The sequence below is a fragment of the Nocardia sp. NPDC056064 genome (genome assembly GCF_042266925.1).
Taxonomy (GTDB): Bacteria; Actinomycetota; Actinomycetes; order Mycobacteriales; family Mycobacteriaceae; genus Nocardia.
The window spans coordinates 3,735,677-3,757,544 of sequence record NZ_JBHJWO010000001.1; the positions used below are offsets into that span (position 1 = coordinate 3,735,677).

The window sequence follows — 21,868 nt, forward strand, 5'->3', positions numbered from 1 at the left end:
GGGCGCACACTGCCCGATGGTAGGAGATTCCCCCGCTTCACCTGGGCTGCAGACGGTTCCTACGCAAGATCCGCGAAACCTATTACTGTCGTAGCCGTACCCGGCGATTCGGACATGCTGGGAAACGACACACCGGACTAACCGAAGGGATTCCCGCATGGGTGTCAGTCTGTCCAAGGGCGGCAATGTTTCGCTGACCAAAGAGGCCCCGAACCTGACCGCGGTCGCGGTCGGCCTCGGCTGGGACGTGCGCACCACCACCGGCACCGACTTCGACCTCGACGCGAGCGCGATCGCCACCGGCGCCGACAAGAAGGTCGTCTCCGACAAGCACTTCGTGTTCTTCAACAACCTGAAGTCCCCGGAGGGTGCCATCGAGCACGCCGGTGACAACACCACCGGTGAGGGCGAGGGCGACGACGAGGTCATCAACGTCGACCTGGCCAACACCCCGCCGACCATCGAGAGCATCTTCTTCCCGGTCTCGATCTACGACGCCGAGACCCGCTCGCAGTCGTTCGGCCAGGTGCGCAACGCCTACATCCGCGTCGTGGATCGGGCCAACGGCACCGAGCTGGCGCGCTACGACCTGTCCGAGGACGCCTCGACCGAGACCGCTATGGTCTTCGGCGAGCTGTACCGCAACGGCGCCGAGTGGAAGTTCCGCGCCATCGGGCAGGGTTACGCCTCCGGTCTGGCCGGCATCGCCCGCGACTACGGCGTCAACGTCTAGTCACCATCGCGGATAGGGGGCTCGACATTTTCGGGCCCCCTGTTCGTGTGACACAGAAAGGTCCCTCCGCGTGATTACGCGCATCTTCGGCCTGTCCATCGTCATCACGGTGGTCTCGCTGGTCGTCGCCTACCTCTACGGTGGCGCGACCGCCCTGGCACTGTGTGCGATCCTCGGCATTCTCGAGGTGTCGCTGTCGTTCGACAACGCTGTCATCAACGCCACCGTCCTCGAGCGGATGAGCGAGTTCTGGCAGCGGATCTTCCTGACCATCGGCGTCGTCATCGCCGTGTTCGGCATGCGACTGGTCTTCCCGCTGGCGATCGTGTGGATCACCGCCGGACTCAACCCGGTCCAAGCGTTCGATCTGGCGCTCAACCCGCCCGCAGACGACGCGGCGTACTTCCCCGACGGCAGCCCCAGCTACGAGACCCTGCTCACCGACGCGCACCCGCAGATCGCGGCGTTCGGTGGCATGTTCCTCGCGCTGCTGTTCCTGAACTTCATCTTCGAAGAGCGTGAGATCACCTGGCTGAGCTGGCTGGAGAAGCCGCTGGCCAAGGCGGGCAAGCTCGACATGCTCTCGGTGGTCGTCGCCGGTACCGGCCTGGTGCTGGTGGCGGAGTTCCTCGCCGCCGACGACGACCGCTCGACCGTGCTGGTCGCCGGTCTGCTCGGCATGATCGTCTACATCCTGGTCGACGGTCTGGGCTCGATGTTCCACACCGAGGAGCTCGAAGAGGGCCCGCAGGGTGGACCGTCCACGCTGGTCAAGGCGACCGGTAAGGCCGCGTTCTTCCTGTTCCTCTACCTCGAGGTGCTCGACGCGTCGTTCTCCTTCGACGGCGTGATCGGCGCGTTCGCCATCACCTCCGACCCGATCATCATCGCGCTGGGCCTCGGCCTGATCGGCGCGATGTTCGTCCGGTCGATCACGGTGTACCTGGTCCGCCAGGGCACGCTCTCGGAGTACGTGTACCTCGAGCACGGCGCGCACTGGGCGATCGGCGCGCTGGCGACGATCCTGCTGGTGTCGATCGGCGTGCACGTCGACGAGCTGATCACCGGCCTGGTCGGCGTGGCGTTCATCGGCGCGGCGCTCATCACGAGCATCGTGCGCAATCGCAAGGCCGAGCCCGACGAGGTCGACGAGGCCAAGGAGACCGCGCCGGTCAGCTGATCGGTTCGTGCTCGACGACGGCGGCGGCTCCCTCCGGGGAACCGCCGCCGTCGTCGTCCGTCAGGCCACCGGTTCCAGCACGCGCGGCGGCGCGGCGGCCGGGACCGCGCCGCGCAGCCGGGCCCGCAGGAACACGAACAACAGCGCCAGCAGCAGCGCGCTGCGCAACCAGACGCCGAACTGCACGACCCCTTCGAGGGCCTCCCAGCCCTCGCCCTGACCCATCGACCAGAAGTAGCGGAACACCCCGATGCCCACCGCCGCGTCGGCCACCAGATACGCCGCGACCATCGACCAGGGCACCTCGAGCAGCACCAGGAACGGGATTATCCACAGGGTGTACTGGGGTGAGTGCACCTTGTGGAAAAGCAGGAAACCGGCCAGCATCGCCGCGCTCACACCCACCCACGGGAACGGCGCGGCCGGGGTCCAGCGGCGCCACCCCAGCCACAGCGCCAGCGCGAACGCCCCGGCCATCAGCCCGGGTGAGGCCACCGCGACGAAGTCGTGCCAGGTCTGGGTGGTCTCGGCGTCGCGCCCGAAGATCGCCTGGTGACCCCAGTACCAGATGGAATTGGTGGTGATGTCGGCCTGGCGCAGCCGCTGGAAGGTCACCGAGGCCCGCCAGCCCTCCACCCCGGCCAGCACAAACGGCAGATTCACCGCGGCCACCGTGGCCATCGCGGCCAGCAGGGTCTGCGCCGCGCCCGCCACATCGAGTTCGCGCAGCCGCCGCCCGTCGCGCGGGGCGCCCTCGGTGAGCACGTAGATCGCCAGCGGGATCACGAAGATGCCCGGGTAGATCTTCAGGCAGAAACCCAGCGCCAGCAGCACCGCGGCGATGATCCCCCGGGTGCGCACATTCATTCGCGACGGCAGCGCGAGCACCGCCACCGCCGCCACCGACATGGCCACCACCGGCAGTTCCCAGTTGTGGAAGGCGTAGAACACCAGCGGTGGTCCGGTCGCCCAGAGCAGGGCGGCGGGGCCCGCCATCCGGGCCAGCAGCCAGGCGGTCAGCAGCGCGAAGGGCGCGAGCAGCAGCGCCGAGTGCCAGAGGAAGTCGGCGTCGTTGTCGACCCCGATCGCCCCCAGCCACATGAGCAGCCCGCTGAGCACCGGATACTCCACCGCGCCACCGACGAGCACGCCGTCGTCGGTGATGGCGCCGTCGACGTAGGGGAACACGTGATTGTCGATTTCGCGTCCCTGCCACAGGAATTGGATGTCGGAATAACAGACATCCCTGTCCTTGCGCACATCGAATACCAGACTGCGACCGTATTCATCGACCGGTCCACCGGCACAGCGCGCCTTGTTGGCATAGGCCATGGTGAGCGTGAGCCCACACAACAGCAGAACGACGAAAGCCAGCACCGTGGCCCGCGCCGCGCGCGGTGCCGCGCGGTGCTGCGGGTCGGTCGTCATGGCGACCACCCTATGCGTGGCGGCGGCGAGCACCGGGGGACAACCCGCGCGCAAGATCGATTTCGTCGCGGCCGGGGCGCTCAGGTAGCCTTGGCGGGTTGCTGACGCAACGAACCCTCCTGCCATGGAAAGTCCATGGCCGTTTCCTAGTCCACAGGAGGTGATTGGTCCGTGCGTCAATATGAAGTGATGGTCATCCTCGACCCCAGCCTGGACGAGCGCATCGTCGGGCAGTCCCTGGATAACCTGCTCAACGTCGTCAAGACCGAGGGCGGCAAGGTCGACAAGGTCGACATCTGGGGCCGTCGCCGGCTCGCCTACGAGATCGCCAAGCAGGCCGAAGGCATCTACGCCGTCGTCGAACTGACCGCGACCCCGGCCACCGTGAACGAGCTCGATCGCCAGCTGGGCCTGAACGAGACGGTGCTGCGCACCAAGGTTCTGCGCAACGACAAGTAGTCCGCAACCACTTCTCGAATTTCGTGTCAGAGCCTAGCTTTAGGCTCGAGCGCAAAATCCCGAGATGCGGACTGCACCCCGAGCAGGAGGAACCCCATGGCAGGCGACACGGTCATCACCGTCATCGGCAATTTGACGGCAGACCCCGAGCTTCGTTTCACGCCCGCGGGCGCAGCGGTGGCGAATTTCACCGTCGCTTCGACTCCCCGCGTGTTCGATCGCAATTCGAACGAATGGAAAGACGGCGAGGCCCTGTTCCTGCGCTGCAACATCTGGCGTGAGGCAGCGGAGAATGTCGCCGAGAGCCTGACCCGAGGCGCTCGCGTGATCGTGAGCGGACGGCTCAAGCAGCGCTCCTACGAAACCCGCGAGGGTGAGAAGCGCACGGTCGTCGAACTCGAGGTCGACGAGGTCGGCCCCTCGCTGCGCTACGCGACGGCCAAGGTCTCCAAGGCCGGTCGCGGCGGCGGAGGCGGCGGCTTCGGTGGTGGTTCCGGTAATGCCGGTGGTGGTGCGAGCGCAGGCGGCTACAACGCCAACAACGGCGGCGGACAGTCGGGCGGCGGCAACGCAGGCAACGACGATCCGTGGGGTAGCGCGCCCGCGGCCGGCTCCTTCGGGGGCGGCGGCCGCATGGATGACGAACCGCCGTTCTGAGGAACGGCACTCATAGTACGGAGAGAAGACCATGCCTAAAGCGCCCGCGCGCGAAAAGGTACTGAAGAAGAAGGCCTGCGCTTTCTGCAAGGAAGCGAAGTCCGGAATCGTCAATATCGATTACAAGGACACCACGCTGCTGCGCAAGTACGTCAGCGACCGCGGCAAGATCCGCGCTCGCCGCGTCACCGGCAACTGCGTGCAGCATCAGCGTGACATCGCTGTGGCCGTCAAGAACTCGCGTGAGGTGGCCCTGCTGCCTTACGTGTCGACCGCTCGCTGAGAAAGGGAGTCAGACAGATGAAGCTCATCCTCACCGCTGATGTCGACAACCTCGGTGCGCCGGGCGACCTCGTCGAGGTCAAGGACGGTTACGGCCGCAACTTCCTGCTGCCCCGCGGCCTGGCCATCGTGGCCACCCGTGGCGCCCAGAAGCAGGTCGAGGGCATCCGTCGCGCCCAGGACGCCCGCAAGGTGCGCGACCTGGATCACGCCAACGAGCTGAAGCAGGCCATCGAGGGCCTGGAGTCGGTGTCGCTGGCCGTGAAGACCGCCGACAGCGGCAAGCTGTTCGGTTCGGTCACCACCGCCGATGTGGCCGGCGCCATCAAGGCCGCCGGTGGCCCCGTGGTGGACAAGCGCAGCATCGAGCTGCCGAAGTCGCACATCAAGGCGACCGGCAAGCACGGCATCGTGGTGCACCTGCACCCCGATGTGGCTGCCAAGTTCAACCTCGAGGTTGCTGCGAACTGAGTTCGCTGGGAAACCACCCCTGTGTTCGCATGGGGGTGGTTTCCCTTGCCTTCAGCGGCGTTAGCTGACCGGTAACCGCCCGTCAGGGCGTTGTGAGCCACCCCAGGTGGCCCTCGGTCGGCAACTCGCTGACCTCCTGTTATTCCGCCTGTGGATTACCGTGGAAACCGACCGGCACATTTGTGACTCCGGTCATACCGTGCACGACCGCTGTTTACCCAACACGCCCGGCTGTTCACCTTTACCGACACGCCGGAACTTCTTTCATCCACAGGTCGAGAGTTGGGTATTACCGGGCCTAGCAGGGCATTCCACCGCACTGACCTGGGTTTTCCCCATGTTTTCCACAGGAGCTGCACAACTCTGGGTGAACTACCCCCAAGTTATCCACAGTTGTGTGCACAGGTCGGCTTGGCGCATCCCGAAAACGTCGCCTAGGTTCGTCGCATCGCCCTGCGCGCGACCCCGGGAATCACGCAGGCAACCGATTGCTGACTTCGTGTCGGAGCCCGGGAGTACAACGAGTTCATCGATGTGAAACCCCCGGTTCTGTGGGCAGAGAGGACGGTCGATTCTGGTGACTACCACCGGTGACCGCGCGCATACCGACTTCCCGCCCGAGCCCCCCGGCGAGGACTTCGGCAGGCAGCCACCCCACGACATGGCGGCCGAGCAGTCGGTGCTCGGCGGCATGCTGCTGAGCAAGGACGCCATCGCCGACGTGGTCGAGGTGCTGCGCCCCGGCGACTTCTACCGTCCCGCGCACCAGGCCGTCTACGACACCATCCTCGACCTGTACGGCCGCGGCGAGCCCGCCGACCCCGTCACCGTCGCCGCCGGTCTCGACCGCCGCGGCGAACTCAAGCGCATCGGTGGCCCGCCCTACCTGGTGACCCTCACCCAGACCGTCCCCACCGCCGCCAACGCCGGCTTCTACGCCGAGATCGTCGCCGAGAAGGCCATCCTGCGCCGCCTCGTCGAGGCGGGCACCCGCATCGTCCAGTTCGGCTACGCGGGCGCCGACGGCCAGGATGTCGCCGAGGTCGTCGACCGCGCCCAGGCCGAGATCTACGAGGTCACCGAGCGCCGCACCACCGAGGACTTCACCCCGCTGGAAGAACTCCTCCAGCCCACCATGGACGAAATCGACTCCATCGCCTCCCGCGGCGGCATCTCCCTCGGCGTCCCCACCGGCTTCACCGAACTCGACGAACTCACCAACGGCCTCCACGCAGGCCAGATGATCATCGTCGCCGCCCGACCTGGTGTGGGCAAGGCACTCGCGCTCGACACCCCCCTGCCGACCCCGTCCGGGTGGACGACGATGGGCGAGGTGCGCGTCGGCGACGAACTGCTCGATGCCGACGGGCACCCCACGCGCGTCGTCGCGGCGACCGAGGTCATGACCGACCGGCCGTGCTACGAAGTCGAATTCTCCGACGGCACCGTGCTCATCGCCGACGAACAGCACCAGTGGCTCACCGATACCCGCGAATCCCGGCGCTCGGCCCAGGATGCGGCAGCGGGCCGCCCACGCCGCAACCCGACCGCCCCGGGGGTGCGCACCACCGCCGAGATCGCGAACACCCTGCGCTGCGCCACCGCCGACCGCCGCCTCAACCACTCGGTCACCAACACCCGGCCCTTGCAACTGCCCACGCAGGATCTGCTGGTACCGCCGTACACCCTCGGCGCCTGGCTGGGCGACGGCACCTCCGCCGCCGCCCAGCTCACCTGCTTCGACCCGGAGATCGTCGCGCGGATCGAAGGCGAAGGCATCATCGCCACGCCCTCACCGTCAGCTCCCGGCCGCTTCCAGCTGACTCTCCCGGCACTGGGTGTGCTCGGCGACAAGCACATTCCGATGAGTTATCTGCGTGGATCGGAGGCGCAGCGCCGGGCGCTGCTCGCCGGGCTGCTCGATACCGATGGCACCGTCACCCATGGCGGGTCGGTGCAGTTCGCTGTCACCGATGAGCGGCTGTTCCGCGATGTGCGGGAGCTCGTCGTCAGTTTGGGTTATCGCTGTGGTGTTTCCACCAAGCGGGTCCGTGGACGATCGGAGCAGACGTCGACCTGCTTCACCCTCACCTTCGCCACCGACGACGAAGTCTTCGGGCTGTACCGAAAGGCGCTGCTACACAAGGAACGTCGCGCAGCGCGTAATACGACTCGGTCGAATTCCCGCTATATCGTGGATGTTCGGCGGATCGAGTCCGTGCCGGTCCGCTGCGTCGAGGTCGACAATGCCGACCACCTGTATCTCGCGGGTCACTCGATGGTGCCGACCCACAATTCCACGCTAGGCATGGATTTCATGCGGAGTTGCTCGATCAAGCATGGAATGGCCAGCGTCATCTTCTCGCTCGAGATGAGCCGGACCGAGATCGTGATGCGTCTGCTCTCGGCCGAGGCGAAGATCAAGCTCGGTGACATGCGCTCTGGGCGTATGAGTGATGACGACTGGACCAAGCTGGCTCGGCGGATGAGTGAGATCAGTGAGGCGCCGTTGTTCGTCGACGATTCGCCGAACCTGACGATGATGGAGATCCGGGCCAAGGCGCGGCGGCTCAAGCAGCGCCACGATCTGAAACTCGTTGTGGTGGACTACCTCCAGCTGATGAGCTCGGGTAAGAAGGTCGAATCCCGGCAGCAGGAAGTCTCGGAATTCTCGCGACATCTGAAACTGCTCGCCAAGGAGCTCGAGGTTCCGGTGATCGCGATCTCGCAGCTGAACCGTGGTCCGGAACAGCGAACGGACAAGCGGCCCATGGTCTCCGACCTTCGCGAATCGGGCTCGCTCGAGCAGGACGCCGACATGGTCATCCTGCTGCACCGGCCCGATGCGTTCGAACGTGACGACCCGCGTGGCGGCGAGGCCGACCTCATCGTCGGCAAACACCGTAACGGCCCCACCGCGACCATTACCGTGGCGCATCAGCTGCATCTGAGCCGGTTCGTGGATATGGCCAGGGGCTGATCGGTATCTGGTTGGTATCCACAGTCAGGGTTTATCGGTGGCCGAATGACTTTCGGACCTGCTATGGCTGCGGGATCCTCCATACGATCGTCACCTGTACATCAATCGGCTGCCCAGGCGGGCCGATCAGGATCTTTTCGACCAGATAGATCAGTATCAGCCTCTGCGCCTCGATCGTCATACCCGTCCAAGTCTGATCCGATGCGCTGAGAACCTCCCACATGACATCCGGTCTCTGTTCCAAGAGGTCGACCTCCTCCTGCAACATCGGATCATCCGAATGGTCCGGTGTGTTCCGAAGCGCGTTGATCGACCGTGCAAGAATTCCCGGTTCCGTCCGGAGTCGATCCAGTATCTGTTGACACACATACTCGTCAGCGGTATCTGCATCGATTTCACCGTGCTCACAGTAACCCTCGGGGGCACCTCCGGCGATGTAGTTGCCACGCAGGATGTCCAGGAGAGTACGCAGGTAGGCTTCGGGACCGATCTCGGCAAGAGTTCTCAGGTTGACGGCGATCCACTCCTCCTCCGAAAATATCGGCTCGTGCGGCAACGCCAGGTCCTCAGCGATCTCGATGGCATAGATCGGATTGATCATGAGTCGTGCGATGTCGTCGGGTACCCATTTGCTGCCGTCGCCCCTGGTGCTGTCCGGAGCTCCGGGGTGGACAGCCATCTCGGACATCCCGTATTCGCCGGCGTCGGCCGCTCGCCACAATGCCCGAAAACGATCGACTTCGAGAGCTGGGTGCCTAGGGAACCCACCGCACAATGACAGAAGGGCGAGCACCAGCGTCTCCATAACCTGCCATCTCGGAACAGCCTTGCCTTGGAGTATTTTTCGAACCTGCTCGTGACTCAGCGTCCCCGGTCCGTCCACGTCGATGCCACTGAGACGCCGTAGCGAGGGTGAGCCCGCTCGGCCGTACAGCTCATGGAGGGCGACGAGAAGGTCCCGGTGCGGTCCAGGTGGCACCGAGGACTCCTCGGGCATCGATATCGGGGGCATTCCGAGAACCTTTCGATGTCAACTATTGCCAACGGACAGGTTGGCGACATGGATCGACATGGACGCCGACAAGGCACAGTGTCAACAATCGTCTCCCCGGATACGCCGGATCTGATCATGGTTCCATGCGAACACATACTCAGCTGGTCATCAGTCCCTCCGCTCGCCGCAGAATGACCCGATTCGTCCGTCGATATGGGGTCCTAACCGTCTCTCTACTCCGTTTGGCGTGGGAGGTCCTTCGATGAGATGACGTCATCGCATCAGGAGCTACTGGGTCTTTCAGATCCGTCTCGCTGGTACGGGCTCGGTCGAGGCCGCGATGTGAGTCGCGGCCTCGTCGGTCAAGTCCAAATGCGTGGTGTATCGGGATGATCGCCGCGTGACCCGATTTGGTCACGCGGCGGATGATCGCGGTCCGGTCGGGGAAGATCCCGACGACGTCGGTGCGGCGCCGGATTTCCTTGTTCAACCGTTCCTGAGGATTGTTTGACCAGACCTGGCGCCAGATCTGTTTCGGGAAGCTGGTGAAGGCGAGCAGGTCAGCGCGGGCAGCATCCAGGTGGGCGGCGACTTTCGGGAGCTTCTCAGTCAGGGCATCGAGCATCCGGTCGTACTGCGCGGCAACCGATTCCGGGTCGGATTTCTGCAGGTTCACGTCCCAACACTTGAGGTGAGCGGTATCGGTCTGCCGTTTGCGCGGCCGAGAGGTGGTCTGGTTCGCCACAATTCGATTGCGGTGTCGATGAGGTCGACTCGGTCGAGGTGGGTGATGTCGGCGATCGGGTGCCAGGCTGCCAGGTCGGTGGAGCCGTTGGTTTCGTTGCGTAGGTCGCCGCCGGTGATGTGGGCTTCGTACACGATTCGGAGGCCGTGGAAATCGGCGAATTCGCCGTGGGGGCGTGGGTATCGGCGGTTCATCGAGTCGATGCCGAGGAGGGTGATGGGCTCGGCGATGTAGCCGGTTTCCTCGGTGACCTCGCGGATCGCTGTGGTGATCGGGTTCTCGCCGTGGTGCATTCCACTGCCTGGGAGGGTCCACTGTTTACTGCCGTCCGGTGCTATCCATCGGGCGAGCAGGATTTCGGCTGCGCCTTCGGATTCGCGGACGCACACCGCGTAAGCGGCGACGCGCAACTCTTGCTTCATTGTGAACAGTTTCGCTGACGACGCTGCTTGTCGGAAGGGCTGGTTACGATCGTTGTGGCTTGTCGGATAGGCGGATCGGGGGCGGGGTGGGGAAGATGAAGGTGCTGGTCAACCCTGTGGTGTTCGGGTATTGGGTGGTGTCTGCGGTGGCGGCGGTGGGGTATTTCTCGTTGGTGTTGCGGGGGGTGGTGTGGGTGGGGCAGCGGGATGGTGGGGCGTTGATCGGGGTGGCGCTCATTGTCGGGTTGGTGTTCGGGTTGGTGAGTTGGCCGTTCGTGTTGGGGGTGGTGTGGTGGGGTCGGCGGGCTTATCTGCGCAGGAATGGTGAGGCGGTCGTCGCTACGGTGGTCGGGGCCGGGCGGCGGGTGACGCGGTCGTCGAACAATCCGTTGTCGACGCATCGGGTTCGGCTCGAGGTGCGGTTCACGCATCCGGCGACCGGGGCGGAATATGGGATGAAGAAGGAGTTCGCTTTCAATGAACTGCGGAAGTCCACGGCCTCGGCGTTGATGGATCGGTTTCCGGTGGGGGCGGAGTTGCCGATGTTGGTGCGGGGGCGGGCGGCTGGGTTCGATGTGGCGCCGCGGCCGCAGTGGGTTGATATCTGGTGAGGGCTATTCGGGTGTGGGGTGTGACAATTCGGCTCGGAGCTGGAGGAATCGGAACAGTCCTGGTGTGCCAGTGAGGGATTCGTAGCGGGTGACCACCTCGGCGACGAAGGGCGGGATTTCCGTGGGGGGTAGGTGGGCGGTCCAATCGGTGAATCCGACTGTGCACCACTGGGTGAAGGCTTCTCGGGAGCCGAAGTCCCATGTGCGGTCGGTCACCGATTGCGCGAGGACCACGAGGTTCGCGGCGGCGGCGATCGTGGGCAGGGTGGCGGGGTCGAGGTGGAGGTAGGGGCGGGGGAAGTCGGTGAAGGCCGGTGACCAGCGCGGGTCGGCGGTGACGGCCATGGCGGTGTCCTCGATGCTCGGGCGCGGGCCTGCGCAGACGTACTGCACCAGTGCCCGGCCGTGGGGCGTCAGGGCCGCCGCGATGTGCTGGTAGGCGGTGGTCTGGTCGATCACCCAGTGCAGGGCGTTGAAGGAGACGACGAGGTCGAACTCGCCGGTGCAGGTCATCGTCGTGACATCGCCGACCTGGAAGTCGACATTGCGGAGCTGATCGTCGGCGGTGCGGGCGGTCTTGATCATGCGTGGTGACGGGTCGAGGCCGAGTACCGAACCGGCGGGTACGCGTGCCGCGAGCAGGCGGGTCACGAAGCCGTCGCCACAACCCACGTCGAGTACACGCTCGGTGCCCGCGACCGGGACCGCGGACACGGCGTCGGTGGCCATCGCGCGTTGGAGTCCGCTGATGTGCGCGTAGCCCGCGCCGTCCCAGTCGGCCATCGCCTCACCTTCCTGGCATTCGACTGTCCCGGAATTCGCCGGTACACGCATCGCTCGAACAGCTGATTCCGGGCGTCAGCGGGCGTCAGGGACGTGTCAGGGCGGTGTCAGGTGCGGGCGCGACAGTGGTCTCAATCAACGAGCACGACCGAGAGGGGTGGTTTCCATGACCGCGCGACACATCGAACCGACCAGCACGTGGACCGGGATGGTGAGCGTCGACGATACGGCGTTGGCCGTCACCGATACCGGGGGTGACGGGATCGCGGTGGTTTATCTGAACGGGCAGTTCGCCACGCAGGGGTACTGGCGGAGGACGATCGCCGAGTTGGGGGACGGGTTCCGGCACATCACCTTCGACGAGCGGGCTCGGGGGCGGAAGTCGGGGTTGTCGTCGGATTATTCGTTCGAGGCGGCGGTGCGGGATGTCGACGCGGTGCTGGCGGCGCGGGGTGTGGAGCGGGCGGTGCTGGTGGGGTGGTCCTACGGGGCCGTCGTGGGGGCGCACTGGGCGGCGCGGAATCCGGAGCGCACGATCGGCACGGTGCTCGTGGACGGCGCCTTCCCCTACGACTGGCTCGACGACGCCATGGAGGAGCGCATCCGCACACTGTTCAAGCGGCTGAGCTGGTTCATGCCGCTGCTACGGCCGACGGGGCTGGCACCGCGGATGACCGCGGCGCAGCAGGCCGAGAGCAATATCGAGCTGGGCAGGTACTCGCGTACCGATGAGCTGGGTCCGGTGCTGGACGCGATCAGCACGCCGGTGCGCTATGTGGTGGCCTCGGGTGCCTCCTTCGGCAGCAAGGGTGACGAGCAGGAGCGCATCCGTGCCGGGCTCGACGCGGTGACCTCGCGCAATCCGAACATCCGCGTGGCCGCGAAGGTGCCGAGCAATCACGGTGCCATCCTGCGCAAGGACTTCCCGGCCATCGCGGATTCGGTGCGGGAGGTGGCCGGGATCGGGTGAGCTCAGCGCAGCAGGAACTGGCCCAGCTGTGGGATGGCGTCGCCGGGGGTGCGGGCCTGGAAGGGTTCGCCGATGGCGCGCATGGTCCATTCGCGGCCGGAGCGGGAGACCTTCGCCATGGCGATGGCGGTGTAGGGCATGCCGCCGGTGAGGGCGTAGCGGGCCAGTTCGCGGTCGGTGGTGTTGTCGACGAGGCGGCAGAAGGCGTTGGTGACCTGTTCGAAGGTGTGGCCCTGGTAGGAGGTGACGAAGAAGAGCAGGGTGGTGACGTGCACGGGGACGCGCACCAGGTCGACCAGGATCACCTCGTCGTCGCCGTCGCCCTCGCCGGTGAGGTTGTCGCCCTGGTGGCGGATGGCGCCGTCCCTGGAGGTGAGCTGGCCGAAGCAGACGAGGTCGACGAGGGTGTGCTCGGCGAACATGGCGACCGAGGCGTCGAGGTCGATCTCGATCGGGCGGCGGCCGAACAGGCGCCCGCGCATGACCGGGTCCCAGCCCAGGCCCATGCGGACGAAGGTCAGGGCGGCGCCGCCGTCTTTGCGCAGGGTGACCTGCTGGCCCTTGGCCAGGCTGACGGGCCGATGGCGGGGCAGGCCCGGCGCGGCAGCCGGGCTACCGGGCGCGCCGGGATACCCCGACGCAGCCGCCGATGCCCTGGATCCCGACCCTGCCGCAGCCGCAGCCGCACCCGGACCCGCGGGACCTGAACCGGCAGAATGCGGACTCGCCGGACCGGCAGGATACGGCGCGGCGGCCGGATGCTGCGGGACCGCTGGACGCGGGGCCTCGATCAATCGTCCGCCGTGATCACCGACCAGCGCACCGAACCCGCCCGCGTAGCCCGCGCCGAGCGCGCGGACTTTCCAGGCGCCTTGACGTCGATAGAACTCGACCGCCAGCAGCGCCGACTCCGTCCTCAGCCCGTCGATGTGGAAGTCGTAGAGGACCGTCCCGTCGGCACCGGCGACGAGCACCGAGGGCGGCGCGGTCCGGCCGAAGCCGCCTGCGGGATCGGCGAGCGCGATCACCGTTCTGACCTGGGCGATCTCGGCGGGCACCTGGGACAACGTGACGGTGATGGTCCCGCCCTGCAATCGCACACCGGGCGCGAACGGCTGGTACTCGCAGACGAGATCGCCGTCGGAGCGCACCCGGCCCTGCTCGGTGACGAGCAGCGCCGCGACCGTCACCGGTGCGTTCACCCGTGCCGAGACAACCACGACATCGGTGCCCACCGGCCCGTTCTGACCCTTCACCAGCGTCGCTGACATGCGCGTTTCCCCCCTGCCCACTGCCGTGCCCCCAGAAGCCGGGGCACGTGACTGCTCTTCGCGGTAGTAACGATCCGCAGGTGGCCCACGACAGAGTTCGTGACATGCGGCCCGTCGGGGGGCCTGCCCACCTGTAGGTCATTCGAACGGGATCATGACATGAATCTGCGTGAGTTCCTTGCGAAACATCGCATCGCATCGGCTGTCGCCGCGCCGGCGACCCTGGGTGTCGCGGCGATCGTCGCGGCGTCGTTCGCGGTGACGTCGCAGCAACCCGAGTCCCCCAGCTACGAGCTCACCACCTCGGTGACCGAGTGCCGCGAGATGGTGACCATCTCGGTGGCCGGGCGCAACGACACCCCGGTCGAGGGCACCACGGCCATGCTGCTCGACGCCAACGGCAACCCGCTGCCCGCGGCGCTGTCGGGTGACCACAGCAGCGTCTGGGTGGACCCGGTGGTGAACGCGCCCGCCAGCGCGGTGGCCGACGGCCAGTACGCGGCGGTCTACATCGCCTACCCGGCCGACATGCGGACCTACGAGGACGCCGTGAACACCGGCGTCGCCAACACCCAGCAGGTGATGCGGGAGATCTCGGCGGCCTGCCCGGACACCAAGTTCTCCATCGTCGGCTACAGCGAGGGCGCCGATGTGGTGCGTCGGGTGGCCGAGGGCATCGGCAACGACGACCCGGCCGACGGCTACTCCGTCGTCGACCCCGACGACGTGCTGGGCGTGGTGATGTTCGCCGACGCCGGTCGCGCGGCCGGGGACGGCCCGTTCATCGGCGCGGAGGACCCCTTCGCCAACCCGGACGGCTTCGACCAGAAGTACCAGAACGGTGTGGACCCGATCTCGGGCAAGGGCGTGACCACGGGCGGTGACTTCGGCGCGCTCAACGGCAAGATCGCCTCCTTCTGCTCCGAGGGCGACCTGACCTGCGCGGCGCCGGAGAACATCTCGCTGCTGCAACTGGCCGCGAATGTGGGCCGCCAGATCAATATCGACGACCTGCAGCGCGACGGCCTGACCCCGGCTACCGGCCAGGACATGGCGTTCACGCTGGGCCGCATCGCGATGGCCGCCTTCTCCGACATCGCCGCCAACCCGAACTGGATGGCCAGCGACGAGACCTTCCTCGAGGTGCTGCTCAAGGTCTCCGATCCGGACTACAAGCCGGGCGAGACCAAGGCGCCCTCGCAGGCGGACACGATCGCGGCCGAGCAGGTCTCGCCGCTGGCGTATCTGCCGCAGAAGGTGTTCAACGAGATCGTCGGGCTGATCGTGACCAACCAGAACACCATTCCGGTGGCGATGAGCGATCCGTACCAGCTGACCCTCGGCCCGAACGGCACCGGTCACCACTTCGACTACTGGCGTGATTCCGACGCGGCCAACGGCAAACCGCTGACCTCGGCGGAGTACGCGGCGGCCTGGCTGACCCACCTGGCCAAGCAGGCCCAGGCCGGTGAGCCGGTGGACAAGAAGTCCGCGCCCGCCGACGAGGACGTGACCGCCGCGCTGGCCGCGCCGACCAAGCCCGCCACGACCACCACCGCGGCGCCGACCTCGACCACGACGAAGAAGTCGACCACCACCAGCAAGACCACCACCACCGCGCCGTCGACCACCAGCAAGACGACGACCACGACGCCGCCGACCACCACCTCGACCACGGGCACGACGACCACGCCGTCGACCACCACGGCCGAGCCGACCACCACCACCCCGGCCCCGGCACCGGAGCCCGCGACCAACCAGGCCGCCGCTCCCGCGCCGACGACCACCACCACGTCCCCGGCCCCCACCACCACGGCGGCCCCGACCACCACCACCGGCGAGCCGACCACCACGACTCCGGCGAACTGACAACAGCGAGAACGAAAGTCCCCGGCGCGACGACCGAACTGGTTGCCGCACCGGGGACTTCGTCGCTTCCGGACGGCGTCGGCGAGGGCGACACCCCGGTGCGATCTTCGGGCAACGCGCCGATCATGGTGACTGATGCTTGTCGCGATGCAATGATCGGCGGGTGACTCAGTGGCTCCCTCTCCTCGGCTCGCTCCCTGTCGCCGGCGCTGTACTGGTCGGCGTGTTCGCCAACAACCGCACGCACCGCGAGGGCATCGCGGCCGCCGACGAGCGGGGCAGGCAGGCGCTCGACGCCGCACAGCGTCATGTCGAGCTGTCGAACATGGTGGGTGACCAGCGCGATCACGAGGCGTGGCGGCGCGAGGCGGTGCTCGCGGCGGTGGCCTCGATCCTGGAGACCTCGGCCTCGGTGCGCGGCGATCTGGCCAGTTGCGGCGAGTGGGATCTGGTCACCGCCGAGGAGATCGACGGGGTGGGCGCGCAGATCCACAAGGTGATCTGGGATCGCCCGGGCGGCACACTCACCCGGCTGCGCGTGGTGGCGCACCGCCGCATCCCGAACAAGTGCGAAGATCTGCTGCGCACGCTGACCGCCGCCCAGCACATCACCATGCAGCGGCTCAAGCTGCACATCGATGTGGAGGCCACCGTCGAGGAGCTCGAGGAGATGGCCTCGCTGTGGCAGAAGGCCATGCGCCACGCCGCCGAGCAGGAGCGTGCGCTGGTGGAGATCACCCGGCTGGAGCTGGGGATCGAGATCGCCTCGAAAGGTCCTGCGGCGCCGCCGGTTCCGACTGCGCAGGCGCCCGTCGCCGAGCCGGTCGCCGAAACACCCACGGCCGCGCCCGAACCGGCGCTCGCTCCCGAGGAGCACCACACCGCGGTGTTGCGGGTCGTCACCGCCGACACCGAGCCGCCGGCCGGTACGCCCGAGACCGCACCCGTGGCCGATGAGCCGGTGGCGCAGCGGCAGGCGGAGCCCGCGCAGGTGTGAGCCCTCACCGCGTCGTTCGGCTGACGTGAGCGCGACCGGCGGGTAACTTGGGAAGTGGCAGGCGAAAGTTCGCCGTGCCGACCCGACAGCGTGGTCGATCGTCTACAGACTTGCACCGAACCACTCTCGTCAGGGGGCGATCTGTCATGGAATTCATCGCACCGTTGGATGCGCTGTTCCTGCTCGCGGAGTCGCGCGAGCATCCGATGCATGTGGGCTCACTGCAATTGTTCGAGCCGCCCGAAGACGCCGGGCCGGACTATCTGCGCGAGTTCCGCGACATCCTGCTGGCCGACAGGAACTTCCGGCCCACCTTCCGCAAGCGCCCGGCCACCTGGCTCGGCGCACCCCAGCTGGCCTGGACCCAGGACGAGGAGATCGACCTGGACTTCCACGTCCAGCGCAGCGCCCTGCCCGCGCCGGGCACCATGGGTCAGCTGCTCGATCACACCTCCACCCTGCACAGCGCGCTGCTGGACCGGCATCGTCCGCTGTGGGAACTACATTTCGTGGAGGGCCTGGCCGACGGCCGGTTCGCGCTGTACTCGAAGATGCACCACGCGCTGATCGACGGGGTCTCCGCGCAGCGGCTGCTGCGCCGGACGCTGAGCACCGATCCGGATTCGGCGGTGGCCGTGCCGTGGAACCTGCCGCGCAAGCCGCGGCCCGAGAACCGGCGCGGGCGTTCCCGGATGGGTGGGGTGCTCGGCGGGCTGTCGGCGGCGAGTTCGTCGACCGCGGCGCTGATGCGCGCGGCCCGCACCGGCCTGCTCGAACAGCAGCTGACGCTGCCGTTCGCGGCGCCGAACACGCTGTTCAACGTGCCGATCGGCGGGGCGCGCAAATGCGCGGTGCGCACCTGGTCGATGGACCGGATCAAGCAGGTGAAGAAGGCGACCGGCACCACGGTCAACGATGTGGTGCTGACCATGTCGGCGGGGGCGCTGCGCGCGTATCTGCTCGAGCGCGACGCGCTGCCGGACAAGCCGATGATCGCGATGGTGCCGATGTCGCTGCGCGATGCCGACGACACCGACACCCAGGGCGTGAAGATCGCGGCGCTGCTGTGCAATCTGGGCACCGATATCGCCGATCCGCTGGAGCGACTGCGGGTGGTGAGCGAGTCGACGCGGCGCAGCAAGGATGTGTACCGCTCGCTGAGCCCGGCGCAGACGCTGGCGGTGGCGGGGCTGATGCTCAGCCCGATGGCCGCGCTGCTGCTGCCGGGTTTCGCCGCGCTGGGGACGCCGCCGTTCAATATCGTCATCTCGAATGTGCCGGGGTCGCGGGAGCCGATGTACTGGAACGGGGCCCGGCTCGACGCGGGCTATCCGTTGTCCATCCCGCTGGACGGCCAGGCCGTGAACATCACCCTCACCTCGCACGGCGACAATCTCGATTTCGGCTTGGTCGGATGCCGCCGCACCCTGCCCGACCTGCACCGATTGCTCGATCATCTGGAGGATTCGCTGGCCGCGCTGGAGGACGCGGCGACCTGAAATCGACCATTCTCGAATAAACTAGAACGTGTTACAGTTCGGTATGCGTACCGAATTCTGCGAACAGCTCGGCATCGAGTTCCCCCTCTTCGCCTTCACCCACTGCCGCGACGTGGTGGCCGCGGTGAGCAACGCGGGCGGGCTCGGTGTGCTCGGCGCGGTCGGCTTCACCGCCGAACAGCTCGAGGTGGAACTGGCCTGGCTCGACGAGCACGTCAACGGCATCTACGGCGTCGACCTGGTGATCCCGTCCAAGTACGAGGGCAAGGGCGTCGAGGGGCTCAGCCCCGAACAGCTGGAAAAGCAGCTGGCGCAGATGGTTCCGCAGGGGCACCGCGACTTCGCCCAGCAGATCCTGGCCGACCACGATGTGCCCGCGCTGCCCGAGGGCGAGCACCACAACGAGCTGCTGGGCTGGACCGCGACCACCGCGGGACCGCAGGTCGACGTGATCCTGAACCACCCCAAGGCCAAGCTGGTCGCCAACGCGCTGGGCACCCCGCCCGAAGACGTGGTGCGTCGCATCCAGGAGTCGGGGCGGGTGATCGGCGCGCTGTGCGGCTCGGTCAAGCACGCGATGAACCACAAGGCGGCCGGGCTCGACTTCGTGGTGTGTCAGGGCACCGAAGGCGGCGGGCACTGCGGTGAGGTGTCCTCGCTGGTGCTGTGGCCGCAGGTCATCGAGGCCATCGGAGACACCCCGGTGCTGGCCGCCGGTGGCATCGGCAACGGCGCGCAGGTCGCGGCCGCGCTGGCCATGGGCGCGCAGGGCGCCTGGACCGGGTCGCTGTGGCTCACCGTCGAGGAGGCCAATGTGCCGCCCGCGCAGATGTCGACCTACATCGAGGCCACCAGCCACGACACCATCCGCTCGCGATCCTGGACCGGCAAGCCCTGCCGCATGCTGCGCAACGACTGGACCGACGCGTGGGAATCGGCCGAGACGCCCGACCCGCTGCCCATGCCGTTGCAGATGATGGTCGCCCTCGACGGCGTGAAGCGCGGACACCGTTACCCCGAGGCCGCCAAGGACGTGAACTTCAATCCGGTCGGCCAGGTGGTCGGCATGATGAACAAGGTCGAGCGCAGTGCCGATGTGATCAACCGGCTGGTCGAGGAGTACGTCACCGCCTACGACCGCCTCACCAAACTCAACGGTTGACAGGTCCCGCCCGCCCCGCGTGCCTGGCCTAGACTCGCGATGGCGGGCGAACCCGTGATCGCCGCCCGCACCACGACCCCACGGTTGCGGACGGCGGTGACATGGCTTCGGAGCACAGGTACAGCAGCTGGGAGGCTGCGCGGTTCCGGGTCCGGCACGCGATCGAGAGTGCTCGGGCCCAGTACACGGCGGCCCTGCCGACGCCGCCAACGCCGAAGCCACCGGCCGAGCCGCCCGTCCCTGCCGACCTGCTGAATCTGGTGTGCCGCTTGGGGGTGGCGCTGGTCGGGGCGGGTGAGACCTCGGCGCGGGTGCAGGAGATCCTGGACCAGCTCTCGCGCCGCTACGGCACCGACAATCTCCACTTCATGGTGTTGCCGACGGCGGTGTTCGTGCGGGTGCGCACCGACGAGGGTTCCGCGATCGACATGCTCGACGCGCGGGTGGGCACGCTGCCGCTGGACCAGATCGCCGGCCTCTACCGGCTCATCGACAAGATCGAGAAGGACGCGCCGCCGCCCACCGCGGCCTCCAGGGAGCTCGACGAGCTGCTGGCCGCGAAGCCCGGCAGTCCGCCCTGGCTGATCCTGCTCGGGCAGGTGGTGCTGACCGTCGGCCTGGGGATGATGCTCAATCCGGGTGCCCGCGCGCTGGTGGGGTACGTGGTGCTGGGGCTGGTGGTCGGGGTGCTCACCCAGCTCGCCGACAAGGTACGCCTGCTCTCGATGGCCCTGCCGGTACTCGCCGCGGCGCTGGTCGCGGCGCTGGCCTTCGGGTTTCCCGGCGCGCTCGCGGGCGGGCAACCCGAGCAACTGCTGATCCCGGCCGTGGCGACGCTGCTGCCCGGCGCGATGCTGACCAACGGGACGATCGAGCTGGCGACCGGGTCGATGGTCGCGGGGGCGAGCCGGGTGGTCTACGGCATCAACATGCTGTTCCTGCTCGCCTTCGGCATCTATGTGGGTATCAGCGTGCTCGGGCCGCTGGCGGACTCACCGATCAGCAGTGCCCAATTGGGTTGGTGGGCGCCGCTGCTCGGGGTGCTGCTGATCGGGTTCGGGCATTCGTGGCGGTCGAGCGCGCCGCAGAACTCGATGGGCTGGCTGCTGCTGGTCCTGTATGTCACCTATGCCGCGCAGTTCGTCGGCAAGACGCTGTCGGGGCCGTTGACCGGCGCGTTCCTGGGCGGGCTGATCGCGGTGCCCGCCGCCTACCTGATCCAGGGCCGCACCAACGCGCCGCCGCGGCAGGTGGCCTTCCTGCCCGCGTTCTGGATGCTGGTGCCCGGTGGGATCAGCCTGACCGGGGTGTCGGAGCTGGTGCTGCACACCACCGGTGCCACGGCGCCGGGCGGGCTCGAGGTGCTGGTGTCGGCACTGCTGTCGGTGATGTCGATCGCGCTCGGGGTGATGGTGGGCTCCGGGCTGATGGCCACGCGGGCACCGCATGTGGGCACCATTCTCGATTCGATGCTGCCGCAGGGCAGGCACCTGCCGTGGCATCACGACCGCGACCCAGACAGCTGAGCGGGCGGGGCTCAGGCTGTCGCGGCGGTCTCCTCGACGCCCGTCACGCCGACGAGTTCGTCGAAGCGGGCCACCACTTTCTCGTGGTAGAGCGCGAACAGGTCCTCGAACAGGGCGAGCTGGGCCTCGCTGGGCGCGGACTCGGCGTCCCACACCGCCAGCAGCGCGCGCCAGACGAGCACGTGCAGGTCGGCGGCGACGGCGAAGTAGGCGGTGACCGCCTCGGGCACCTCCACGACCATGTCGGCGATCGAATTGAGCACCGCCCGTTGCATGCTCATGCCGAGCGCGCCGAGCACCTTGCGGATGAGCGCGATCTCGGTGGCGATGATGGCCGGGTAGTCGGGCACGGCGTGGCGGGCCATGGCCTCGAGCTCGTCGACGGCGGCGGCGAGCTCGCCCGGCTCGAGCACCTTCTCGGCGGCGGTGTAGGCCAGCAGGGCCTCGAGCACGATGCCGCGTTCGACGGCGACGATGTCGGTGAACATCTCGGCGGCCACGGCGGGCGCGGTGATGGAGAAGCGGAACAGGTGGCGGTAGGAATCCATGCCGCCCTCTTCGCGCACGTCGCGAATGGTGAAGCCCTTGCCGCGGCGGGCTTCGACGAAGCCGTAGGACTCGAGCCTGCCGAGGGTGAGTTGCGCGGTGGCCCGGTTCATCCCGAACTCGTCGGCGACCTGACGCACCGACGGCATCAGCTCGCCGGGCCGGTACTCGCCGGTGGCGACACGACGCGCCAGTTCATCGGCGACGTCGGCGACCACCGTCCGGGATCCCATCGAGAAAACACCTTTCGATCATGCTCCGGTTACGTCCCAGACAGTTTAGG

General features: G+C 67.3%; 20 protein-coding genes and 1 pseudogene. 14 read left to right on the plus strand and 7 right to left on the minus strand.

All coding sequences use genetic code 11. The features are described from left to right. Positions 1-157: 157 nt before the first annotated feature. Together ACFC06_RS17280 and ACFC06_RS17285 are read left to right on the plus strand one after the other, a co-directional pair. The gene (locus ACFC06_RS17280; protein WP_019049996.1) at positions 158-733 is read left to right on the plus strand and encodes a TerD family protein; all 576 of its coding nucleotides are present in this window, start codon (positions 158-160) and stop codon (positions 731-733) included. 70 nt (positions 734-803) lie between these two features. After that, a complete protein-coding gene (locus tag ACFC06_RS17285) occupies positions 804-1,913 on the plus strand; it encodes a DUF475 domain-containing protein (RefSeq protein WP_375931764.1) in 1,110 nt (369 codons plus the stop codon). Between the two features lie 60 nt (positions 1,914-1,973). On the opposite strand, the gene ACFC06_RS17290 is transcribed toward ACFC06_RS17285, so the two are convergent. Beyond that, positions 1,974-3,341: a hypothetical protein gene (locus ACFC06_RS17290; protein WP_375931767.1), complete on the minus strand. Its 1,368-nt coding sequence runs from the start codon at positions 3,339-3,341 to the stop codon at positions 1,974-1,976. 171 nt (positions 3,342-3,512) lie between these two features. Between ACFC06_RS17290 and rpsF the strand changes: the two genes are divergently transcribed. The 5 genes from rpsF to dnaB all read left to right on the plus strand — a co-directional run bounded on the left by rpsF (position 3,513) and on the right by dnaB (position 8,190). Beyond that, positions 3,513-3,800 carry a 30S ribosomal protein S6 gene (rpsF, locus tag ACFC06_RS17295; protein WP_375931770.1) on the plus strand — a complete coding sequence of 96 codons (288 nt, stop codon included), beginning with the start codon at positions 3,513-3,515 and terminating at the stop codon, positions 3,798-3,800. 96 nt (positions 3,801-3,896) lie between these two features. Continuing rightward, entirely contained in the window at positions 3,897-4,457 is a 561-nt protein-coding gene (locus tag ACFC06_RS17300; RefSeq protein WP_218718404.1) for a single-stranded DNA-binding protein, read from the plus strand. Between the two features lie 31 nt (positions 4,458-4,488). After that, the gene (rpsR, locus tag ACFC06_RS17305) at positions 4,489-4,740 is read left to right on the plus strand and encodes a 30S ribosomal protein S18 (protein ID WP_056823934.1); all 252 of its coding nucleotides are present in this window, start codon (positions 4,489-4,491) and stop codon (positions 4,738-4,740) included. A gap of 17 nt (positions 4,741-4,757) precedes the next feature. Further along, the gene (gene rplI / locus ACFC06_RS17310; RefSeq protein WP_375931775.1) at positions 4,758-5,210 is read left to right on the plus strand and encodes a 50S ribosomal protein L9; all 453 of its coding nucleotides are present in this window, start codon (positions 4,758-4,760) and stop codon (positions 5,208-5,210) included. A 661-nt stretch (positions 5,211-5,871) separates the two neighbouring features. Continuing rightward, positions 5,872-8,190: a replicative DNA helicase gene (dnaB, locus tag ACFC06_RS17315; protein ID WP_375935567.1), complete on the plus strand. Its 2,319-nt coding sequence runs from the start codon at positions 5,872-5,874 to the stop codon at positions 8,188-8,190. Between the two features lie 61 nt (positions 8,191-8,251). Here dnaB and ACFC06_RS17320 read toward each other — a convergent pair whose 3' ends face one another. From ACFC06_RS17320 to ACFC06_RS17330, 3 genes and pseudogenes are all read right to left on the minus strand, one after another. Further along, positions 8,252-9,202 (minus strand): hypothetical protein, encoded by a 951-nt coding sequence (locus ACFC06_RS17320; protein ID WP_375931778.1) that lies wholly within the window; start codon positions 9,200-9,202, stop codon positions 8,252-8,254. 397 nt (positions 9,203-9,599) lie between these two features. Continuing rightward, positions 9,600-9,842 (minus strand): annotated as a pseudogene (locus ACFC06_RS17325) (transposase); the annotation flags it as partial. A 14-nt stretch (positions 9,843-9,856) separates the two neighbouring features. Next, positions 9,857-10,351 (minus strand): NUDIX hydrolase, encoded by a 495-nt coding sequence (locus ACFC06_RS17330; RefSeq protein WP_375931781.1) that lies wholly within the window; start codon positions 10,349-10,351, stop codon positions 9,857-9,859. 95 nt (positions 10,352-10,446) lie between these two features. On the opposite strand from ACFC06_RS17330, the gene ACFC06_RS17335 reads away from it, so the two are divergent. Further along, the gene (locus ACFC06_RS17335; RefSeq protein WP_375931784.1) at positions 10,447-10,962 is read left to right on the plus strand and encodes a hypothetical protein; all 516 of its coding nucleotides are present in this window, start codon (positions 10,447-10,449) and stop codon (positions 10,960-10,962) included. A gap of 3 nt (positions 10,963-10,965) precedes the next feature. Here ACFC06_RS17335 and ACFC06_RS17340 read toward each other — a convergent pair whose 3' ends face one another. After that, a complete protein-coding gene (locus ACFC06_RS17340) occupies positions 10,966-11,745 on the minus strand; it encodes a class I SAM-dependent methyltransferase (RefSeq protein ID WP_375931787.1) in 780 nt (259 codons plus the stop codon). A gap of 166 nt (positions 11,746-11,911) precedes the next feature. Between ACFC06_RS17340 and ACFC06_RS17345 the strand changes: the two genes are divergently transcribed. Continuing rightward, on the plus strand, positions 11,912-12,715 hold the full coding sequence (locus ACFC06_RS17345; protein ID WP_375931790.1) for an alpha/beta hydrolase: 804 nt from the start codon (positions 11,912-11,914) through the stop codon (positions 12,713-12,715). Positions 12,716-12,717: 2 nt separating this feature from the next. On the opposite strand, the gene ACFC06_RS17350 is transcribed toward ACFC06_RS17345, so the two are convergent. After that, a complete protein-coding gene (locus ACFC06_RS17350; RefSeq protein WP_375931793.1) occupies positions 12,718-13,986 on the minus strand; it encodes a TerD family protein in 1,269 nt (422 codons plus the stop codon). Between the two features lie 159 nt (positions 13,987-14,145). Between ACFC06_RS17350 and ACFC06_RS17355 the strand changes: the two genes are divergently transcribed. From ACFC06_RS17355 to ACFC06_RS17375, 5 genes are all read left to right on the plus strand, one after another. Beyond that, the gene (locus ACFC06_RS17355) at positions 14,146-15,855 is read left to right on the plus strand and encodes a cutinase family protein (protein WP_375931796.1); all 1,710 of its coding nucleotides are present in this window, start codon (positions 14,146-14,148) and stop codon (positions 15,853-15,855) included. Positions 15,856-16,078: 223 nt separating this feature from the next. Continuing rightward, positions 16,079-16,852, plus strand: coding sequence for a hypothetical protein (locus ACFC06_RS17360; protein WP_375931799.1), 774 nt, complete (start codon positions 16,079-16,081; stop codon positions 16,850-16,852). Between the two features lie 146 nt (positions 16,853-16,998). Continuing rightward, positions 16,999-18,351 carry a wax ester/triacylglycerol synthase family O-acyltransferase gene (locus ACFC06_RS17365; RefSeq protein ID WP_375931802.1) on the plus strand — a complete coding sequence of 451 codons (1,353 nt, stop codon included), beginning with the start codon at positions 16,999-17,001 and terminating at the stop codon, positions 18,349-18,351. A gap of 43 nt (positions 18,352-18,394) precedes the next feature. After that, complete coding sequence (locus ACFC06_RS17370; RefSeq protein ID WP_375931805.1) at positions 18,395-19,513, plus strand: NAD(P)H-dependent flavin oxidoreductase; 1,119 nt, start codon at positions 18,395-18,397, stop codon at positions 19,511-19,513. 101 nt (positions 19,514-19,614) lie between these two features. Beyond that, positions 19,615-21,039 carry a threonine/serine exporter ThrE family protein gene (locus ACFC06_RS17375; RefSeq protein ID WP_375931808.1) on the plus strand — a complete coding sequence of 475 codons (1,425 nt, stop codon included), beginning with the start codon at positions 19,615-19,617 and terminating at the stop codon, positions 21,037-21,039. 11 nt (positions 21,040-21,050) lie between these two features. Here ACFC06_RS17375 and ACFC06_RS17380 read toward each other — a convergent pair whose 3' ends face one another. Then, positions 21,051-21,818, minus strand: a complete 768-nt coding sequence (locus ACFC06_RS17380) for a FadR/GntR family transcriptional regulator (RefSeq protein ID WP_375931811.1) — start codon at positions 21,816-21,818, stop codon at positions 21,051-21,053. Positions 21,819-21,868: the final 50 nt, after the last annotated feature.